14 protein-coding genes and 1 riboswitch are annotated in these 16,826 nt (G+C 71.1%); of the genes, 6 read left to right on the forward strand and 8 right to left on the reverse strand.

Features of this window, described 5'->3' with window-relative positions:
- Positions 1–26: 26 nt before the first annotated feature.
- Positions 27–785, reverse strand: coding sequence for an SDR family NAD(P)-dependent oxidoreductase (locus MME74_RS16345; protein WP_267416145.1), 759 nt, complete (start codon positions 783–785; stop codon positions 27–29).
- A gap of 203 nt (positions 786–988) precedes the next feature.
- Between MME74_RS16345 and MME74_RS16350 the strand changes: the two genes are divergently transcribed.
- Both MME74_RS16350 and MME74_RS16355 read left to right on the forward strand, forming a co-directional pair.
- The gene (locus MME74_RS16350) at positions 989–1,714 is read left to right on the forward strand and encodes an aminoglycoside 3'-phosphotransferase (RefSeq protein WP_267416146.1); all 726 of its coding nucleotides are present in this window, start codon (positions 989–991) and stop codon (positions 1,712–1,714) included.
- 2 nt (positions 1,715–1,716) lie between these two features.
- Positions 1,717–2,070 (forward strand): CHY zinc finger protein, encoded by a 354-nt coding sequence (locus MME74_RS16355; RefSeq protein WP_267416147.1) that lies wholly within the window; start codon positions 1,717–1,719, stop codon positions 2,068–2,070.
- A 21-nt stretch (positions 2,071–2,091) separates the two neighbouring features.
- On the opposite strand, the gene MME74_RS16360 is transcribed toward MME74_RS16355, so the two are convergent.
- From MME74_RS16360 to MME74_RS16370, 3 genes are all read right to left on the reverse strand, one after another.
- Positions 2,092–2,883: an energy-coupling factor transporter transmembrane component T family protein gene (locus tag MME74_RS16360; protein ID WP_267416148.1), complete on the reverse strand. Its 792-nt coding sequence runs from the start codon at positions 2,881–2,883 to the stop codon at positions 2,092–2,094.
- Positions 2,880–4,337: an ABC transporter ATP-binding protein gene (locus MME74_RS16365; RefSeq protein WP_267416149.1), complete on the reverse strand. Its 1,458-nt coding sequence runs from the start codon at positions 4,335–4,337 to the stop codon at positions 2,880–2,882. Before MME74_RS16365 ends, MME74_RS16360 begins: the two co-directional genes overlap by 4 nt.
- Positions 4,337–4,981, reverse strand: coding sequence for an ECF transporter S component (locus MME74_RS16370; RefSeq protein ID WP_267416151.1), 645 nt, complete (start codon positions 4,979–4,981; stop codon positions 4,337–4,339). Before MME74_RS16370 ends, MME74_RS16365 begins: the two co-directional genes overlap by 1 nt.
- Positions 4,972–5,083, reverse strand: a riboswitch (TPP riboswitch). It overlaps the preceding gene by 10 nt.
- 81 nt (positions 5,084–5,164) lie before the next feature.
- On the opposite strand from MME74_RS16370, the gene MME74_RS16375 reads away from it, so the two are divergent.
- On the forward strand, positions 5,165–6,991 hold the full coding sequence (locus MME74_RS16375; protein WP_267416153.1) for a D-alanyl-D-alanine carboxypeptidase: 1,827 nt from the start codon (positions 5,165–5,167) through the stop codon (positions 6,989–6,991).
- Positions 6,992–7,129: 138 nt separating this feature from the next.
- On the opposite strand, the gene MME74_RS16380 is transcribed toward MME74_RS16375, so the two are convergent.
- A complete protein-coding gene (locus tag MME74_RS16380) occupies positions 7,130–9,391 on the reverse strand; it encodes an ABC transporter ATP-binding protein (protein ID WP_267416154.1) in 2,262 nt (753 codons plus the stop codon).
- On the reverse strand, positions 9,388–11,115 hold the full coding sequence (locus MME74_RS16385) for an ABC transporter ATP-binding protein (protein ID WP_267416155.1): 1,728 nt from the start codon (positions 11,113–11,115) through the stop codon (positions 9,388–9,390). The genes MME74_RS16380 and MME74_RS16385 overlap by 4 nt, the downstream gene beginning before the upstream one ends.
- A gap of 268 nt (positions 11,116–11,383) precedes the next feature.
- Between MME74_RS16385 and MME74_RS16390 the strand changes: the two genes are divergently transcribed.
- Together MME74_RS16390 and MME74_RS16395 are read left to right on the forward strand one after the other, a co-directional pair.
- Complete coding sequence (locus MME74_RS16390) at positions 11,384–12,430, forward strand: hypothetical protein (protein ID WP_267416156.1); 1,047 nt, start codon at positions 11,384–11,386, stop codon at positions 12,428–12,430.
- The gene (locus tag MME74_RS16395) at positions 12,427–12,825 is read left to right on the forward strand and encodes a GntR family transcriptional regulator (RefSeq protein ID WP_267416157.1); all 399 of its coding nucleotides are present in this window, start codon (positions 12,427–12,429) and stop codon (positions 12,823–12,825) included. The genes MME74_RS16390 and MME74_RS16395 overlap by 4 nt, the downstream gene beginning before the upstream one ends.
- 64 nt (positions 12,826–12,889) lie before the next feature.
- Here the strand turns inward: MME74_RS16395 and MME74_RS16400 are convergent, their stop codons facing one another.
- Positions 12,890–13,951 carry an enoyl-CoA hydratase/isomerase family protein gene (locus MME74_RS16400; protein WP_267416159.1) on the reverse strand — a complete coding sequence of 354 codons (1,062 nt, stop codon included), beginning with the start codon at positions 13,949–13,951 and terminating at the stop codon, positions 12,890–12,892.
- Positions 13,952–14,062: 111 nt separating this feature from the next.
- Here MME74_RS16400 and MME74_RS16405 point away from each other — a divergent pair, with 111 nt between their 5' ends.
- Positions 14,063–16,132, forward strand: coding sequence for an ATP-binding cassette domain-containing protein (locus MME74_RS16405; RefSeq protein ID WP_267416160.1), 2,070 nt, complete (start codon positions 14,063–14,065; stop codon positions 16,130–16,132).
- A 103-nt stretch (positions 16,133–16,235) separates the two neighbouring features.
- Here the strand turns inward: MME74_RS16405 and MME74_RS16410 are convergent, their stop codons facing one another.
- Complete coding sequence (locus tag MME74_RS16410; protein WP_267416161.1) at positions 16,236–16,685, reverse strand: hypothetical protein; 450 nt, start codon at positions 16,683–16,685, stop codon at positions 16,236–16,238.
- Positions 16,686–16,826 lie beyond the last annotated feature (141 nt).

Below are 16,826 nucleotides of genomic sequence, written 5' to 3' on the forward strand. Positions count from 1 at the left end.
CGCGAAGGGGGAAGGCGGCCGCGGGGTCAGCGCGGTGCCATGCGGATGGCTCCGTCGAGGCGGATGGTCTCGCCGTTGAGGTAGCCGTTCTCGACGATCTGCTGCACGAGGGCGGCGTACTCGTCGGGACGGCCGAGGCGCGACGGGAAGGGGACCTGCTGGCCGAGCGAGTCCTGCGCGGCCTGCGGGAGCCCCATCAGCATCGGGGTCTCCATGATGCCGGGGGCGATCGTGCAGACGCGGATGCCGTGGCGGGCGAGCTCGCGCGCCACGGGGAGCGTCATGGCGTGGACGCCGCCCTTGGAAGCCGAGTACGCGGGCTGGCCGACCTGCCCGTCGAACGCCGCGACGCTCGCGGTGTTGACGATGACGCCGCGCTCCTCGTCGTGCAGCTCGTTCTGGGCGATCACGGCGGAGGCCTGCGAGATGACGTTGAACGTGCCGACGAGGTTGATGCGGACCACGCGCTCGAAGTCGGCGAGCACCGCGGGGTTGCCCTCGCGGTCGAGCACCTTGGCCGGCGGCGCGATGCCGGCGCAGTTCACGACGACGCGCAGCGGGGCCGCGGACTGCGCGGCTGCGACCGCCGCCCGCACCTCGTCGGCGCTGGTGACGTCGGCGGCGACGAAGAGGCCGCCGAGCTCGTCCGCGAGCTCCGCCCCCTTCGACGAGGCGAGGTCGATGATCGTGACGTGCGCGCCCGCGGCGACGAGTCGGCGCGCGGTCGCCAGGCCGAGCCCCGAGGCTCCGCCGGTGATGAGGGCACCCTGTCCGCTGATCTGCATCTGATGTTCTCCTTCGAACGTCGTCGTGCGACTGAGTTTCAGCCTACGTGGTTCCTGGTTCCACCACGAACCTCTGATGCGGTCGGTCCCGACGCACCGATCGGATGCTGCCGACGACCGGGGACCGCGTCGAGAGCGAGCCTACGACACCGTCTCGACGATCCGCTCTCGATGGCTCCGCGCCCGTCGGGCAGGATGGAGACGTGAGCATCCCCTCCGCATCCGTCGAGGTCCCGCCGCGCGTCCTCACCCTCGCCCGCGGTGCCACGCTGACCCCGGTCTGGCGCAACGGCCTCGGCGGTCTGACGTTCCGCACCTACGACGGCCGCTACATCAAGTGGGGTCCGCTGGACGACGAGGCGAACATGCGCGACGAGGCGGAGCGCCTGCGGTGGGCGCGCACCTGGATCGCGGTCCCCGAGGTGATCGAGCAGGGGCAGGATGACGCGCACGAATGGCTCGTCACCGTCGCGATCGATGCGAGCAGTGCCGTGGATCCGCGCTGGGCCGACGAGGCGGAGAAGGCCGTGCGCGCGGTCGGCGAGGGGCTCCGCGCCCTGCACGACGCCCTGCCCGTCGCCGAGTGCCCCTGGGAGTGGAGCACGGACGGGCGGATCGCGGGCGCGGCGGCGCGCGGCATCGTCGTTCCGGATGACCTGATCCCGGCACCGCCGATCGACCGGCTGGTGGTGTGCCACGGGGACGCCTGCATGCCGAACACCCTGCTGGACGCCGCCGGCCGGCCCGTCGCCTTCGTCGATCTCGCCGCCCTCGGCACGGCCGACCGCTGGGCGGACATCGCCGTCGCATCGATGAGCACCGAGTGGAACTTCGGGCCCGGCTGGGAGGACACGCTCATCGCGGCCTACGGGATCGAGCCCGACCGTCAGCGCCTGGAGTACTACCGCCGACTCTGGAACGAGACGTGAGCATGACCCCGCCGCCCCTCGACCGCCCCGCCGTGCTCGGCGCCGTCGTCGACGACATGACCCGGTGCGTGCACTACCGCGGCCCGACCGACATCATCGCGATCCGCTTCGCCTGCTGCGGCGACTACTACCCCTGCCACCGCTGTCACGAGGAGGCGGCGGGACATCCGGCGGAGCAGTGGGCACCAGAGCAGCACGACACCGCGGCGATCCTGTGCGGTGCGTGCGGGCACGAGCTCACGATCGCCGAGTACTTCGCGGTGACGGCGTGCCCGCGATGCGCGGCCCCGTTCAACGAGCGGTGCGCCCTGCATCGGGATCTCTACTTCCAGACGGAGCCCCTCGCCGGCCCCTGACCGATCCGACAGGGACGGCGGTCAGGCGCTCGGCCCGAGGATGAAGTTCCACGCCCCGGTGGCCACGGCTGCGGCGATCGCGATGCCGGAGATCGCCGCGCCGACGGCCAGCAGCGTCCACTCGGCCGCGCCGAACCGCGACTCGCGTGCCCAGGTGCGACGCCCGGGGGCGCCGAAGCCCCGCGCCTCCATGGCGGTGGCGAGCTTCGCGCCGCGGCGGATCGAGAGCACGAGCAGCGCGAAGGCCATGCCGAGGAAGCGCCGGATGCGTCCGCGATCGGCCACGCCCCTGGCACGCCGCGCGAGCTCCAGCGCACGCCAGTCGTCGAGGAAGAGCCCCACCATCCGCAGCCCCGCGAGGGCGCCGAGCACGAACCTCGCCGGCAGTCGCAGGATCTGCCCCAGCCCGTCGGCCAGGTCGGTCGGATCCACCGTGATGAACAGCACCACCGAGGGCAGCGCGATCGCGAGCACGCGCAGCATGGTGGCGAGCGCGAGAGCGAGCGACCCCTCGCTGATGCGCAGCACGAACCAGTCGACGTACACGACCCCGCTCGTCTCGCCGTAGAGCGCGATGGTCAGTCCGGTGAGCGGTGCGGCGAGCCAGACCGGCCAGGTCCGCACCCAGAACTCGCGCCAGCCGATGCCGGCGAACAGGAACAGCACGAACTCCAGCAGCAGTGCCACGGACGCCGACACCGGATCCAGCGTCAGGATCAGCGGCACCGCGATCAGGGCGCTCACGCCGAGCTTGGCCACCGGATTGATCGCGGCGATGGCACCGGTGCGCGCACGTGTGTCGAGGACGGTCATGCCGCACCCCCGAGTTCGAACCGCTCGGCCCGCAGCGCCCGCGCGACGTCGATGTCGTGGGTGATGGTCACGATCGCGGATCCCTCGTCGCGGAGGGCCGCGAGCATCGCGACGAGCTCGGCCCAGGTGCGGGCGTCCTGCCCGAACGTGGGCTCGTCCAGCACCAGCATGCGCGGCCTGGTCGCGATCGCGGCGGCGACCGTGAGCCGGCGCTTCTCACCCCCGGAGAGCGTGTACGGGTTGGCGGCGGCGAGGTAGTCGAGGCGCAGTCGGGCGAGAAGCTCGTCGCTGCGGACGGCGATCTCCTCCTCGGTCATGCCGAGCGCGCGCGGGCCGACGGCCAGCTCGTCGCGGACGGTCTTGGCGAGCAGCTGGTGCTCGGGCTCCTGGAAGACCATGCCGATGCGCGTCAGCAGGTCTTTCGACGCCCAGCGGATCGGCGACGCGTCGGCGCCGTCCGCCAGCCGAGCGGATGCCGTCAGCGCTCCGCCGGCGGGCGGGAGAAGACCGGCGAGGGTCAGCCCGAGCGTGGACTTGCCCGCTCCGTTCGGCCCCGTGATCGCGAGCACCTGCCCGGCGTGCATGTCGAGGTCGATGCCGGTGGCGACCGGACGCCCCTTGACGCGGGCGACGGCCAGGCCGCGCGCCGAGAGCAGGGCATCCCCGGGGGCCGACCGCGGAGGAGGGGGCGTGGCCGGCGCATGCCCGGGCACCCAGACACCGTCCGCGGCGAGTCGCGCCCCCTGCGCACCGAGAACCTCTGCGGGCGCTCCGTCGGCGATCACTCCTCCTGCCCCGATCACGATCACACGGGTGATGAGCGGCAGCCAGACCTCGAGTCGGTGCTCCACGACGATGAGCGTCGCCGGCCGCGCCTGCAGCATCCGCTCCACCGCGTCGCGGACCTCGATCACCCCGGCGGGATCGAGGTTCGCGGTCGGCTCGTCGAGCAGGACGAGTCCCGGACGCATCGCCAGCATCCCGGCGAGCGCCAGCCGCTGCTTCTGGCCGCCGGACAGCGCCTTGGTCGGGTGGTCGAGCGGCACGTCGAGCCCGACCGCCTCCAACGCCGACTCCACGCGCGGCCAGATCTCCGCCCGGGGCACGCCGAGGTTCTCGCAGCCGAACGCCACGTCATCCCCTGCACGCGCCAGGATGACCTGCGAGTCGGGGTCCTGCAGCACGAGCCCGGCACGGCCGCGGGTGGCGACGGCGGGAGCACCGTCGACGAGCAGGTCGCCGGTGCTCTCGCCCTCCTCCTCGCCGCCGAGCACGCCCGCGAGGCCGTGCAGCAGGGTGGACTTGCCGGCACCGGACGCGCCGAGCACCAGCACGCGCTCCCCCGGCTCGATGCGGAAGGAGACGTCGCGCAGCGCCCAGGCGAGACGACTCGCGTGCCTCCACCCCCAGCCGCGTGCCTCGACGGCGGCGGGAACGGCCCCGTCCGCCGCCATCAGACGCGGACGCGCGCCTCGCGCCCGGAGCCGAACCGGTCGAGGGCTCCGGTCGCGGCGATGCCTCGCGCCAGCACCCAGGACAGGGCTCCGGCGATGACGGCTCCGGAGATGACCGTGCTGATCAGGTAGATGGTCGTGAAGGCGGGACCGGAGCCGGCGTACCAGAGCACGAGGTTGTTGATCCCGCCGGCGAGGGCGGCGCCCGCGCCCGCGAGGATCGCCACGGGCAGCGACCAGCGACGGTAGAAGAAGAGCAGGAAGATCAGTTCGGCGCCGAGGCCCTGCACGAGGCCGGCCTCGAGCGTGAGGAAGCCACCCCACTGGTTGCCGATGAGCGCGGAGACGACGGCCGCGAGCAGCTCGACGTAGATCGCCGCGCCGGCCTTGCGGATGATGAGCCCGCCGAGCACGCCGGCGAAGAGCCACGGACCGTCGAGGAGACCCTGGACGCCGGGCAGCAGCGGCTCCAGCAGCGCCTTCGGCCCGAGGTAGCCGACGTTCCAGGCCAGGAAGATCAGGCCGGCGGCGACGCCGATGACGCTGGCGACGACGATGTCGACGATGCGCCAGCGCAGGAAGCTCCTGGCCGGGGCAGGTGCCTGCGTCTTCGCGGATGCGGACGTGGATGTGGACGTGCTCATCTGAACTCCTCCCTGCGCTGGCATGACCCAGATCAGGTTCGACGGTCGAAGCGCGATTCGCTCCCTCTCAGCCCGGCTCGCCGGACTCCCGTGGTTGTGCTGACGATCCTACCCGCTGGCGACACCCCGCGCCCCCGGGGCTCCGCGCCGCGGAACGCTCCAGGGATTCGGTACCGTAAGCGAGTGACCGCAACAGATCCCGCCGACGAGGCGACGGGCGTCGTCAGCGACGACAGCTCTCCGGCCGGTGTCCCCTCCGGCCCCGACGAGAGCCTCCCGGTCGCACCGGATGCCGCGGACCCCGCTCACGGCAGCACCTCGTTCGCGGCCGATCGGCTGTTCGCGGGCGACGCGCTGCCGCCCGATGCCTCCGTCGCTCCCGCGATCCCCGTCGACGCGGCCGTGCTCGATGCCCTGTTCACCGGGGACAAGGGGGCCGGCTCCGAGCCCGTCCTCTCGCCCGAGCCCGCCCTCACGCCCGAGGCCGTCCTCTCACCCGAACCGGGCCTCACGCCCGAGCCGGCGGTCCCGACCGACCCCACGCCTCCGCTGACCAAGCCGCCGTTCGTCCCTTCGGGGCGCCGCACCCGGGAGACCTCTCCCGAGGATGCGGATGCGGATGCGCTGGTGGATGCGGCCGCCCCGCAGTGGGCGGATGAGGAGACCACCGCGACCGCGCTGACCTGGGTCGATGCCGCGGAGGTCGCCGCGCACTCCCCGCTCGCGACCCTCGACGAGACGGCCGAGGTCGAGAAGGGCGGCGGCCTCCTGCGCGGCGCACAGCTGCGACCGGCGATCCTCCGTCCGGGGATCCTGGTGCCGCTGGCCACCCTCGTCGGCCTCGTCGCCGCATACGCCGGCACGACGCTGCTCTGGCCGCTGCACGAGGTCCCTCCGGCCGTGGAGTCCGTCGCGTTCGAGCCCGTCGCCGCGCCCGCGGCCGCCGTCACGTGGCCCACCTCGGGCAGCGGAGCGGTCGGCATCGCGGGCATGAGCACCAGCGCATCCGGCACCGCTCCGGTGAGCATCGCGAGCATCACCAAGGTCGTCAGCGCCCTGATGGTGCTCGACCGGATGCCCCTCGCGCCCGGCCAGCAGGGACCCGAGTTCTCCTTCACCTACTGGGACAGCGTCAAGTACTGGGACTACCGGCGCAGCGACCAGTCCGCCCTCGACGTCCCCGTCGACGGCGTGCTGACCGAGTACCAGATGCTGCAGGGCACCCTTCTGGGCTCGGCGAACAACTACATCGACCGCCTGGCCTCCGAGATCTGGGGCTCCGACGAGGAGTTCGCTCGCGCCGCCGAGGTCTGGCTGCGCGAGCGCGGCCTCAGCGGCATCACGGTGGTGACGCCGTCCGGCTTCGACGAGCGCAACGTCGCCACGCCCGCCGCCCTGATCGCCCTCGGCGAGAAGGCGATGCAGAACCCCGTGTTCGCGGAGATCGTCGGCACGAAGTCGGTCGACCTCCCCGGCGCGGGCACCGTCGTGAACACCAACGGCATGCTCGCCGACCCGGGCGTCGTCGGCATCAAGACCGGCACGCTCGTCGGCTGGAACCTCCTCACCGCGAAGGACGTCACGATCGGTGACACGACGGTGAAGCTGTACGCCGCCGCGCTGAACCAGGCGGACGACAAGGCGCGCCTGGCCCTCACCCGCTCCCTGTTCGCTCAGGCCGAGGCGGAGCTGGAGGCGCAGGCACCGGCCGTCCCCCAGGGCACGGTCGTCGGCCGGGTCACCACGCTGTGGGGCGAGAAGGTCGACGTCGTCGCCGACGCCGACGCCGACGTGGTGCTGTGGAACGGCGCGCTCCCCACGTCGACCGCCGCCTTCGATCTCGGCGACGAGCGCGACCAGGACGGCACGGTCGGCACGCTGACCACGGTCGGCCCGATCAACACGACCTCGACGCCGCTGGTCCTCGCGGAAGACGTGGCCGACCCGAGCCCGTGGTGGCGGCTGACCCACCCGCTGGAGCTCCTCGGCATCACGACCGAGAAGCCCTGACCGCTTCACCGACGCCTGGCGCTGCCCTCGACGCGTGGCACTACCGCCGACGCGTGGCACTACCACCGCCGCAGCACTGCCGCCGCAGCACGACGCCCCACCCCGGATGACCGGAGTGGGGCGTCGGCGTCTCGCTGATCAGGCGCGGGGGCCGGAGCCGTCCGCTCCGTCCTCGAGCAGCGACTGAGCGGCGGCGGTCTCGGCAGCCGGGACGTTCGCCCCGACCGAGGCTCCGGCCACCGCGGCGGCCGACTCGGAACGCGCGCTCTCGCCCTCGCCCGCCTCGCCGGTCACGACCACGGGCGCGGACCCGGTGAGCGCGTCCTCGGCGTCGATGTCGGTCGCCGCCTGCTCGAACTGCGACTGGTACAGCCGCCAGTAGGCGCCCTGCGCGGCGATGAGCTCGTCGTGCGTGCCCTTCTCCACGATGTCGCCGTGCTCCATCACGAGGATGAGGTCGGCGTCGCGGATGGTCGACAGGCGGTGCGCGATCACGAACGACGTGCGTCCCTCGCGGAGCGCGGCCATCGCGTGCTGCAGCAGCAGCTCGGTGCGGGTGTCGACCGCCGACGTGGCCTCATCGAGGATGAGGATCGACGGCTGCGCGACGAACGCCCGGGCGATGGTGATGAGCTGACGCTCACCCGCCGACACGTTCGCGGCGTCCTCGTCGAGCACCGTGTCGTAACCCTCGGGGAGGGCGTGAACGAAGCGGTCGACGTAGGTCGCCTTCGCGGCGGCGAGAACCTCTTCGTCGGTCGCGGTGGAGCGGCCGTAGCGGATGTTCTCGCGGATGCTGCCGGCGAACAGCCACGGGTCCTGGAGCACCATGCCGGTGCGGGATCGCAGCTCGTCGCGGGTCACCTCGGCGATGTCCTGACCATCGAGCATGATCCATCCGCCGCTGAGCTCGTAGAAACGCATGATCAGGTTGACCAGCGTCGTCTTGCCCGCGCCGGTCGGACCGACGATCGCGACCGTCTGCCCCGGCTCCACCCGGAACGACAGGTCCTTGATCAGCGGGCGATCCGGCGTGTACGAGAACGCGACGTTCTCGAACTCGATGACGCCCTTGCCCTCCACGAGCTCGGGAGCATCGGCGTCGTCGGCCTCCTGCTCATCCGCGTCGAGCAGCTGGAACACCCGCTCGGCGGATGCCGTGCCGGACTGCACGACGGCGGCCATGCCACCCAGCTCGGACAGCGGCTGCGTGAACTGCTGCGAGTACTGGATGAACGCCTGCACGTCACCGAGACGGAGCTGGCCGTTCGCGACCATCAGACCACCGAGCACCGCGATGCCCACGTAGCTGAGGTTTCCGACGAACATCATGGCGGGCATGATGATGCCGGACAGGAACTGCGCCTTGAAGCTCGCCTGGAACAGCTCCTCGTTCTCGGCCTGGAACTTGTCCAGCGCATCCTTCTCGCGCCCGAAGACCTTCACCAGCGCGTGGCCGGAGAACGCCTCCTCGACGCGGGCGTTCAGTCGGCCGACCTTGCGCCACTGCGTGCCGAACGCCTTCTGCGAGCGGGGTCCGATCACGCCGAAGATGATGCCCATCAGCGGCAGGGTGACGAGGGCGACGAGCGCGAGCTGCCAGGAGATCGAGAACATCATCACGAGCACGCCGATCACGGTGAGCACCGAGGTCAGCGCGCCGGAGAGCGACTGCTGCATCGTCTGCGTGATGTTGTCGATGTCGTTCGTGACGCGTGAGATCAGCTCACCGCGCTGCACCTTGTCGAAGTACGCGAGCGGCAGGCGGTTGATCTTCGCCTCGACCGATTCGCGCAGTCGCCACATGGTGCGCACCATGATCACGTTGATGACGTAGCCCTGGATCCACGTGAGGAACGCCGCCGCCACGTAGATCCCGAGGACCGCGGCGATGACCAGCCGCAGCGCGTCGAAGTCGACGCCCTGGCCGACGGTGAAGTCGCCGAGCGCGCCGACCTGGTTCGCGTAGTCGTCCTGGCCACCCGCGCGCAGCGCCTCGATGACGGTGTCCTGCGGCGTGCCGGCCGGGAAGCCGGGGAGGCCGTCGGTCGACTGACCGAGCTGGATCGAGATGAACCCCTTGTAGACGAGGTTCGTCGCCTCGGCGAGTACCTTGGGCGCCGCGACCGTGAGGACCACGCCGATGGCGCCGAGGATCGACACGAAGACGAACCAGAGGGCCGACGGCTTCAGCAGTCCGATCATGCGCGCGAAGCTCGGACCGAAGTTGTCGGCCTTGCCCGGTGCCACGCTGTCCCAGTCGCCGGAGTTCTGACGGGCCTGCTCCGCGAGCTCGGCCTCGTACTTCTCCTCGGCGGTCAGCTCGACCTCGGCCACTGCTGCTCCTGCCTTGCCACGGCCACGCTTGATCTTGCCCTGTTCGTTGCTCTGCTCGCTCATGCGTCCACCCCCAGCTGCGATTCGACGATCTCGCGGTAGGTGTCGCTCGTCTCGAGCAACTCCTCGTGCGTGCCGACGCCGACCATCGTGCCGCCGTCGAGGACGACGATGCGGTCGGCATCCGTGATGGTCGAGATGCGCTGCGCGACCACGATCTTCGTCACGTGCGGCAGCTCCCGCCACAGTGCCTGGCGCAGACGGGCGTCCGTCGTCAGGTCGAGGGCCGAGAACGAGTCGTCGAAGACGAGGATCTTCGGCTGGTGCACGATCGCACGGGCGATGGCGAGACGCTGGCGCTGACCGCCGGACACGTTCGTACCGCCCTGCGCGATCCGCGACTCGAGGCCGTCGGGCATCTCCTCGACGAAGTCGCGACCCTGCGCGATGTCGAGCGCGTGCCAGAGCTCTTCGTCGGTGGCGTCCTCGCGGCCGTAGCGCAGGTTCGACGCGACGGTGCCGGTGAAGAGGAACGGGCGCTGCGGCACGAGGCCGATGCTGTCCCACAGCGACTCGACGTCGGCCTCGCGCACATCGGTGCCGCCGACGTGCACGGAGCCGCCGGAGACGTCGAAGAGGCGCGGGATGAGCGAGATGAGCGTGGTCTTGCCCGATCCGGTGGATCCGACGATCGCGACCGTCTCGCCCGGCTGTGCGCCGAAGCTGATGCCGGTGAGCACCGGGGAGTCGGCTCCGGGGTAGGTGAACTCGACGTCGTCGAGCGCCACGGATCCGGGGACCGGGAACTCGGTGACGCCGTTCTCGGGCCGCACCAGGGTGGACTCGGAGTCGAGCACCTCGCCGATGCGCTCGGCCGAGACCGCGGCGCGCGGGATCATCATCGCCATGAAGCTCGCCATGATGACGCCGCCCATGATCTGGCCGATGTACTGCATGAAGGCGAAGAGCGTGCCGACCTGCACCGAGCCGTTGTTGACCTCGATGCCGCCGAACCAGATCACGGAGACGACCGTGACGTTGAGGATGAGCATGAACAGCGGGAACAGCAGCACGAACAGCGAGCCGACCTTGCGACCGACGACCATGATGTCGGTGTTGGCACCGCGGAAGCGCTCCTCCTCGATGCGCTCGCGCACGAAGGCGCGCACGACGCGGACGCCGGTGAGCTGCTCGCGCATGATGCGGTTCACGTTGTCGAGCTTGCCCTGGTAGCTGCGGAACAGCGGCACCATGCGCCCGATCACGAGGGCGGCGAGGATCAGCAGCAGCGGCACCGACACCGCGATCAGCCAGCTGAGGGTCACCTCGGTTCGCACGGCGAAGATGATGCCGCCGATGGCGAGCAGCGGCGCGGTGACGAGCATGGTGGCGCCCATCATCGCGAGCATCTGCACCTGCTGCACGTCGTTGGTGTTGCGGGTGATGAGCGAGCCGGCGCCGAATTGCGACACCTCACGCTCGGAGAAGCCGCTGACCTTGCCGAACACATCGGCGCGGATGTCGCGGCCTGCGCCCATCGCGGCGCGCGCAGCGAAGTAGGTCGCGGTGACCGAGGCGATGATCTGCCCCAGCGACACCGCCAGCATGAACAGGCCGGTGCCCCAGATGTAGCCGGTGTCACCGCGCGCGATGCCGTTGTTGATGATGTCGGCGTTGAGGCTCGGGAGATAGAGAGTACCGGCGACGCTGGCGAGCTGGAAGACCAGCACGGCGAGCAGCAGCCATCGATATCGAGACAGATAGCGGACGAGGATTTTTCCCAGCACAGGCGGACTTTCTAGGAAGGATGGAACGGCGGATTTCTCGGCAGACGGATGCCGACCGACAATCGGCCACAAGAAAGAGTGCCACGAACCGCGGACATTCGTATCCCCCTCAGGGAGGACCTTCGCTGACAGCGAACCGCTTCCCGCCGCGACCAGCGCTTTCTGCACACGGGCGAACAACGGGACGACGCTCGCGGCTGCCCCCTCTTGTATTTACGACTTGACACAACTTGTGATAGACATGCGGTACAAACAGAACGGACACCGCATGACTCCGCACCCTGCCTCCCTGATCGACCCGGGCCCGTTGCTCGGCGCCGCCCTCACGCTGCCCGTGGTCTCCTTGGTGCTCGCGGCGATCATCGTCGGCGGCATCGCGCTTCTGTCCCGCGAACCCGCGCGACGCCGGGGTCGCGTCCGGCTCGCCCCCTCGGCGGCCGCCGGGGTCGTCTCCCGCTACACGCCGGAGCACCGCGTGCTCGGCATCACCGCCATCGCCGTGATCCTGGCCTTCACGGTCGAGAACGTGGTCACGGGGTACTTCCTCGACCTCTACAACGTCGTCTCCTGGTGGCGCTACGCGACGCCGCTCTTCACGGCAGCCGTCGGCCTGGCGGTCCTGCTGATGTTCGTCGTGGGTCGCGGGAGCACACCGCCGGAGCGCCCCGTCCTGCCCGCCGTCCGTCGGACGTGGCGGAGTTTCAGCTCCGGCGTCGGGTCTGCGGGAGCCGCCATCGCGCTGCTCGCCCTCACGGCGACCACCGTGGCCGCCGGCCTCGCCTCGTCGAACATCGGCGACGGCCCCTACGTGTACCTCGAGATCGGCGTCCCCAACGAGGCGATCGATCCGATCCGTCCCTGGTTCTACGGCTGGGCGTACGGCATCCCCGTCCTGCTCTGCATCGTCGCCCTCGTTGGCCTCGCCGTCGGCGCACTCCAGGCCAGTTCCGCGCGCGCGTTCCTGCGACCCGAGACGGTCGTCGCCGAGCAGCGCGAGCGCCGAGACCTCGCGACCGGAATCGCCCGGATCGTGACCGCCTCTGCCCTCCTCGCCCTCGCGGGCGCCTGGCGCTTCATCGCGGACGCCGGTTCGGTCAGCGGGCTCACCGTCATGGGCGACGGTGGCGACGACTCGTACGAGGCGTTCTGGCGCTACGGGGAGATCGCCGCGGTGGGCGGCTGGCTGGCACCGGCGCTCGAGATCGCGGCCTTCGTGCTGCTGCTCCTGGTGACCGCGCAGCTGCGCCCCTTCACGTACGGCGCCGGGTCCGCGGAGTCCGTCGAGGCCACCGCCGACTCGGGGGCGGCACGATGAGTCCGACGCCGAAGCTCGCACCGGCCGCCGAGGCGAATCCGGCGCTCGACATCTACCGCCAGCTGCGCGGCCTCATCGTGTCGGGGCAGCTGGGCGCGGGCGAACGACTGCCGACCGTCCGCCAGACGGCGAGCGATCTGGGCGTGGCTCCCGGCACCGTCGCGCGGGCGTACAAGATGCTCGAGGGTGAGGGACTCGTGGTCTCGCGGACGGCCGCCGGCACACGGGTCGCGGAGTCGGCTGGAGTGCTCCCTGCTTCGGTCATCCGGCGCATCCGCGACCTGGTCGAGGATGCGGCGGCCGCCGACGCCGATCCCGACGACGTCATCGACGTGCTCCGCACCATCTGGCAGACGCGCTCCGACCCCTCCGTCACCGCCGACGGCGAGGAGTAGGCCCGACGCACCCCACCCTCCGCGGCCGAGAGCCACACGGGGGCACGAACCGCCGGGCGCGACGTCAGAAGAGCGGATGCTGCGGCACGTAGTCGCGCGCAGGAGCACCGGCGTCCGGGGCGAGCTCGGCGAGCGTCGGCGGGTCCCACTTCGGGTTCCGGTCCTTGTCCACCAGCTGCGCCCTGATCCCCTCGACGAGGTCGGGGTGCTCGTTCACGAACCACAGCACTCGGCGGTACTCGCCCTCCAGCGCGGCGCGCAGCCCCGGCAGCTCGCGCGCCTCGCGCACGGCGTCGAGCGTGACCGTGAGGCCGGTCGGGGCGAGCCCCTCCAGGAGGTCGGCGGTCGCGGCGGCTTCCGTCGTCCCCCGCGCCTGGAGACGCTCGATGATCTCGGTCACGGTCGGCGCCGAGAAGGCGTCGTCGATCCACTCGCGCGATTCCGGGAGCTGCGTGGGCTCGGGCGTCTCGTCGAACAGCAGCACGATCTCGCTGGGCCCGGTCGGGTCCGCGCGGAAGGCGAGCGCCTCGCTGAGTGCATCGAGACGGTCGGACGGCACGAAGTGGTCGGCGAAGCCCAGGTACACGGCATCCGCTCCGCTCATGGTCGCCCCGGTCAGGCCGAAGTACTCGCCGAAGCGTCCCGGAGCGCGGCCGAGCAGCCAGGTGCCGCCGACGTCGGGGGTGAAGCCGATGCGGGTCTCGGGCATCGCGAGCTTCGAGCGCTCCGTCACGATGCGGATCGCGGCGTGGCCGGCGAGGCCGATGCCGCCGCCCATCGTGATGCCGTCGGCGAAGGAGACGACCGGCTTCGGGTACTCCGCGATCATCGCGTTCAGTGCGTACTCGGCGCGGAAGAACTCCGCCGTCTGCTCGGCCTGGCCGGCGACGATCTGCGCGTGCAGGGCGCGGACGTCGCCGCCGGCGCACATGCCGCGCTCCCCCGCGCCGTCGATGAGCACGATCTGCACGTCGGTGTCGTCGCGCCAGGCGTGCAGGGCCTCGGTCAGGAGGCCGATCATCTCGACGTCGAGGGCGTTGATCGCCTCGGGGCGATTGAGCGTGAGCCGCCCGAGCGCTCCTTCGGTGCGGACGAGGACGCGGGATGCAGCGCGAGAATCGGTCACGCGTGCCAGGCTACCCCGTCGCCAGCGGCGGTATTCCGCGCGAAATGCGGGATCCGACAGGGTTTTCCGGCAGGATAGGGAGGAACTGTTCAATGCGACGAGAGGTCACGGATGCCTGAAGGACAGGTGCTCGAGTTCACGCACGTGACGAAGCGCTTCAATGAGGTGACCGCCGTCTCGGACTTCTCCGCGCGCGTCGAGCCCGGTGCCGTCACCGCATTCCTCGGGCCGAACGGAGCCGGCAAGACCACCACGCTGCGCATCCTGCTCGGTCAGGTGCGTGCCACGTCCGGAACCGCCACGATCGGCGGCACGGCCTTCGCCGAGCTCCGCCAGCCGCTGCGCACGATCGGCTCGGTCCTCGAGGAGACCGTCTACCGTCCCCGCCGCACCGCCGAACGACAGCTGACCATCGCCGCGAAGGCGAACGGCATCCCGCTGGCGCGCGTCGGCGAGGTCCTCTCCCTGGTCGGACTCGACGGAGAGGGCGACTCGCGGATCGGCGGCTTCTCCCTCGGTATGCGTCAGCGGTTGAGCGTCGCGCACGCCCTCCTCGGCGACCCCGGTGCGCTCGTCTTCGACGAACCGGCCAACGGACTCGACCCGGAGGGGATCCGCTGGATGCGGCTCCTGATGCGCCGCCTCGCCGACGAGGGCCGCACCGTCCTCGTGTCCTCGCACGTCCTCAGCGAGGTCGAGCAGGTCGCCGACAACGTGCTCGTCCTGTCCAAGGGCCAGCTCGTGCTGGCCAGTGGCATCGAGACCCTCGCCGACCCGAAGGGCGGCTCCGTGATCGTGGATGCCGCGGATCGCGGCGCACTCACGGCCGCGCTGTCGGCTGCCGGGTTCGACATCGAGGTGCTGCGCTCGGGCCTCACCGTCCGCGGCGGAGACGCCGGCACGGTCGGTGCCGTCGCCGCCGACGCCGGGATCGCCCTGAGCACGCTCGTGCAGCGCGGTCCGACGCTCGAAGACGTCTTCATCGACCTGATGCGCGGCGGCCGACTGAGCACGCGCATCGAGGACGCGGCCCCGCAGCTCGCTGCCCCCGCGACCGATGCCCCCGTGACCGCCGAGGTCGACGGCCCCGCCGACGACGTGACGGATGCCCCGGTCGGGCCTGTCGACTCCGTGGTCGCGATTCCCGTGGCCGCGGCCGCCGCATGGGCGGCCGAGGCCGCTGCCGCTCCGGAGGGTGAGGATGTCGCGGACGACCTCGCCGCCTCCGTCGCCGCTCCGGAAGCGCCTGCTGGAGACACGACTGCTGGAGACACGACTGCTGAGGACGCGACCGCTGAGGAAGCACCGGCTGAGGACGCTGAAGGAGAGCCCGCGGAGCATGCATCCGCAGACGTGACCTCCGCCGACGGGCCTTCTGTCGAGGAGACCCCCGCCGACGCAGCCCCCGCCGAGGACGCCCCCACGGAGGACACGCAGGACGAGACCGCGGCCGAGGAGTCGCCGGCGCCGTCCTTCGACCAGATCCTCTTCGGGGCGGCCGCGCCGGTCGCCGCCGTCGAGCCCACCCCCGCGGAAGATGTCCGCGACAGCGTCGCCGAGATCTTCACGACCCCGCCCACCGATGCGGACGAGCCCGAGCGGGCTCCCGATCACGTCGCCGACGCCGGGTCGGAGAGCGACACCTCCTCGGAGGATGACTCCCCGTCGGAGAACGAAGCCGCGCCCGAGGACGAAATGGTGTCGGAGGACGAAACCCCGTCCGAGGACGACCATGCCGGGGTCGAGATCTTCGCCGACCTCGACGCGGCGAGCGAGTCCGGCGACGACGACGCCGCGTCGTCCGCCGACGGCGACACCCGCACCGACGAGGAGAGCGACGGCGAGGAGTCGGACCCCCGCTCCGCTGCTGTCAGCTCGATGCTCGCCGCAGCGGCTCGCGCCTACTACGAGGATGAGCCACGGGACTACCCGCTGAGCTCGGACGGTCAGGAAGCCGGCGAAGACACCGCGGCGGAGGGCGCCCACTGGAGCGTCGCCTCCACGGGCGTCATCGACACCGTGCCGCTGGAAGCAGACGACAGCGCCGCAGAGGCGGAGCACGGCTCCGACTCCGGTGGCGAGCACGCCGACCACGAGCACGCCGACGACGCCGGCGAGAACCCCGCGAGTGAGCACCACGACGGCGAGCACCACCACCACGGCGACAACCACCACGGCTGAGTGCGTTCGGCCCACGAGAACGCCCTCCCGACCTGCTGGTCGCGGAGGGCGTTGTCGTTCAGGACCGATGAGCCGGCCGGCCGGTTCGTCAGGCCGGTTCGCGTCAGGCCGGTCGGGGACGGATCACGGGCCGCCGTTTCCCCTTCGACACGGGAATCGACGCGGACGCCACGATCTCCTCGACGGTCGCCGGCTCGTCGGACACGTCCAGGCGCAGCGCCTGCGTGAGGGCGACGCCGTGCCGCGTGGTGAGGATCAGTCGGCCGTACTGCTCGTCGCCTTCGAGGTCGATGACGACGCTCGGACGTCGGCGGCGGATCAGGACGAAGTCGAGGCTGCCTGCCGCCTTCCAGCTGCCGGCGGCGAGCACACCGGGGATATGCGTCCCGGGGTTCGGCACGCCGCGGAGCCAGGTCCAGGCGTCTTCCGTCAGCTGGACCTTGGTGATGGTGTCGCGCGCGATCCGGAGGTTCTCCCTGTGGAACGTCGCGGCACGTTCGATCGGCGAGAGCACGACCTCCAGTTGCGTCTGGTCCAGCAGCAACGTCACCATGTCACTTAGTCTGCCAGCGCGGCCCTGCCAGTTGTCTGGAAGTTGCTCACAGGAACGCAACGATCCCTTGTCGGTTGCCACCACTCGCCTCGACCCTCGTCCCGCATCCGAGCACATGCACGTCCCCGCGGGGCTGAGCGG

The organism is Microbacterium oxydans, assembly GCF_026559675.1.
In the GTDB taxonomy this organism is placed as follows: Bacteria; Actinomycetota; Actinomycetes; order Actinomycetales; family Microbacteriaceae; genus Microbacterium; species Microbacterium oxydans_D.

Coding starts and splice junctions, on each gene's coding strand:
- MME74_RS16405 (WP_267416160.1), top strand. CDS start 14,063: ATGCCTGAAGGACAGGTGCTCGAGTTCACGCACGTGACGAAGCGCTTC.
- MME74_RS16360 (WP_267416148.1), bottom strand. CDS start 2,883: ATGACCGTCCTCGACACACGTGCGCGCACCGGTGCCATCGCCGCGATC.
- MME74_RS16390 (WP_267416156.1), top strand. CDS start 11,384: ATGACTCCGCACCCTGCCTCCCTGATCGACCCGGGCCCGTTGCTCGGC.
- MME74_RS16395 (WP_267416157.1), top strand. CDS start 12,427: ATGAGTCCGACGCCGAAGCTCGCACCGGCCGCCGAGGCGAATCCGGCG.
- MME74_RS16345 (WP_267416145.1), bottom strand. CDS start 785: ATGCAGATCAGCGGACAGGGTGCCCTCATCACCGGCGGAGCCTCGGGG.
- MME74_RS16410 (WP_267416161.1), bottom strand. CDS start 16,685: ATGGTGACGTTGCTGCTGGACCAGACGCAACTGGAGGTCGTGCTCTCG.
- MME74_RS16370 (WP_267416151.1), bottom strand. CDS start 4,981: ATGAGCACGTCCACATCCACGTCCGCATCCGCGAAGACGCAGGCACCT.
- MME74_RS16380 (WP_267416154.1), bottom strand. CDS start 9,391: ATGAGCGAGCAGAGCAACGAACAGGGCAAGATCAAGCGTGGCCGTGGC.
- MME74_RS16355 (WP_267416147.1), top strand. CDS start 1,717: ATGACCCCGCCGCCCCTCGACCGCCCCGCCGTGCTCGGCGCCGTCGTC.
- MME74_RS16365 (WP_267416149.1), bottom strand. CDS start 4,337: ATGGCGGCGGACGGGGCCGTTCCCGCCGCCGTCGAGGCACGCGGCTGG.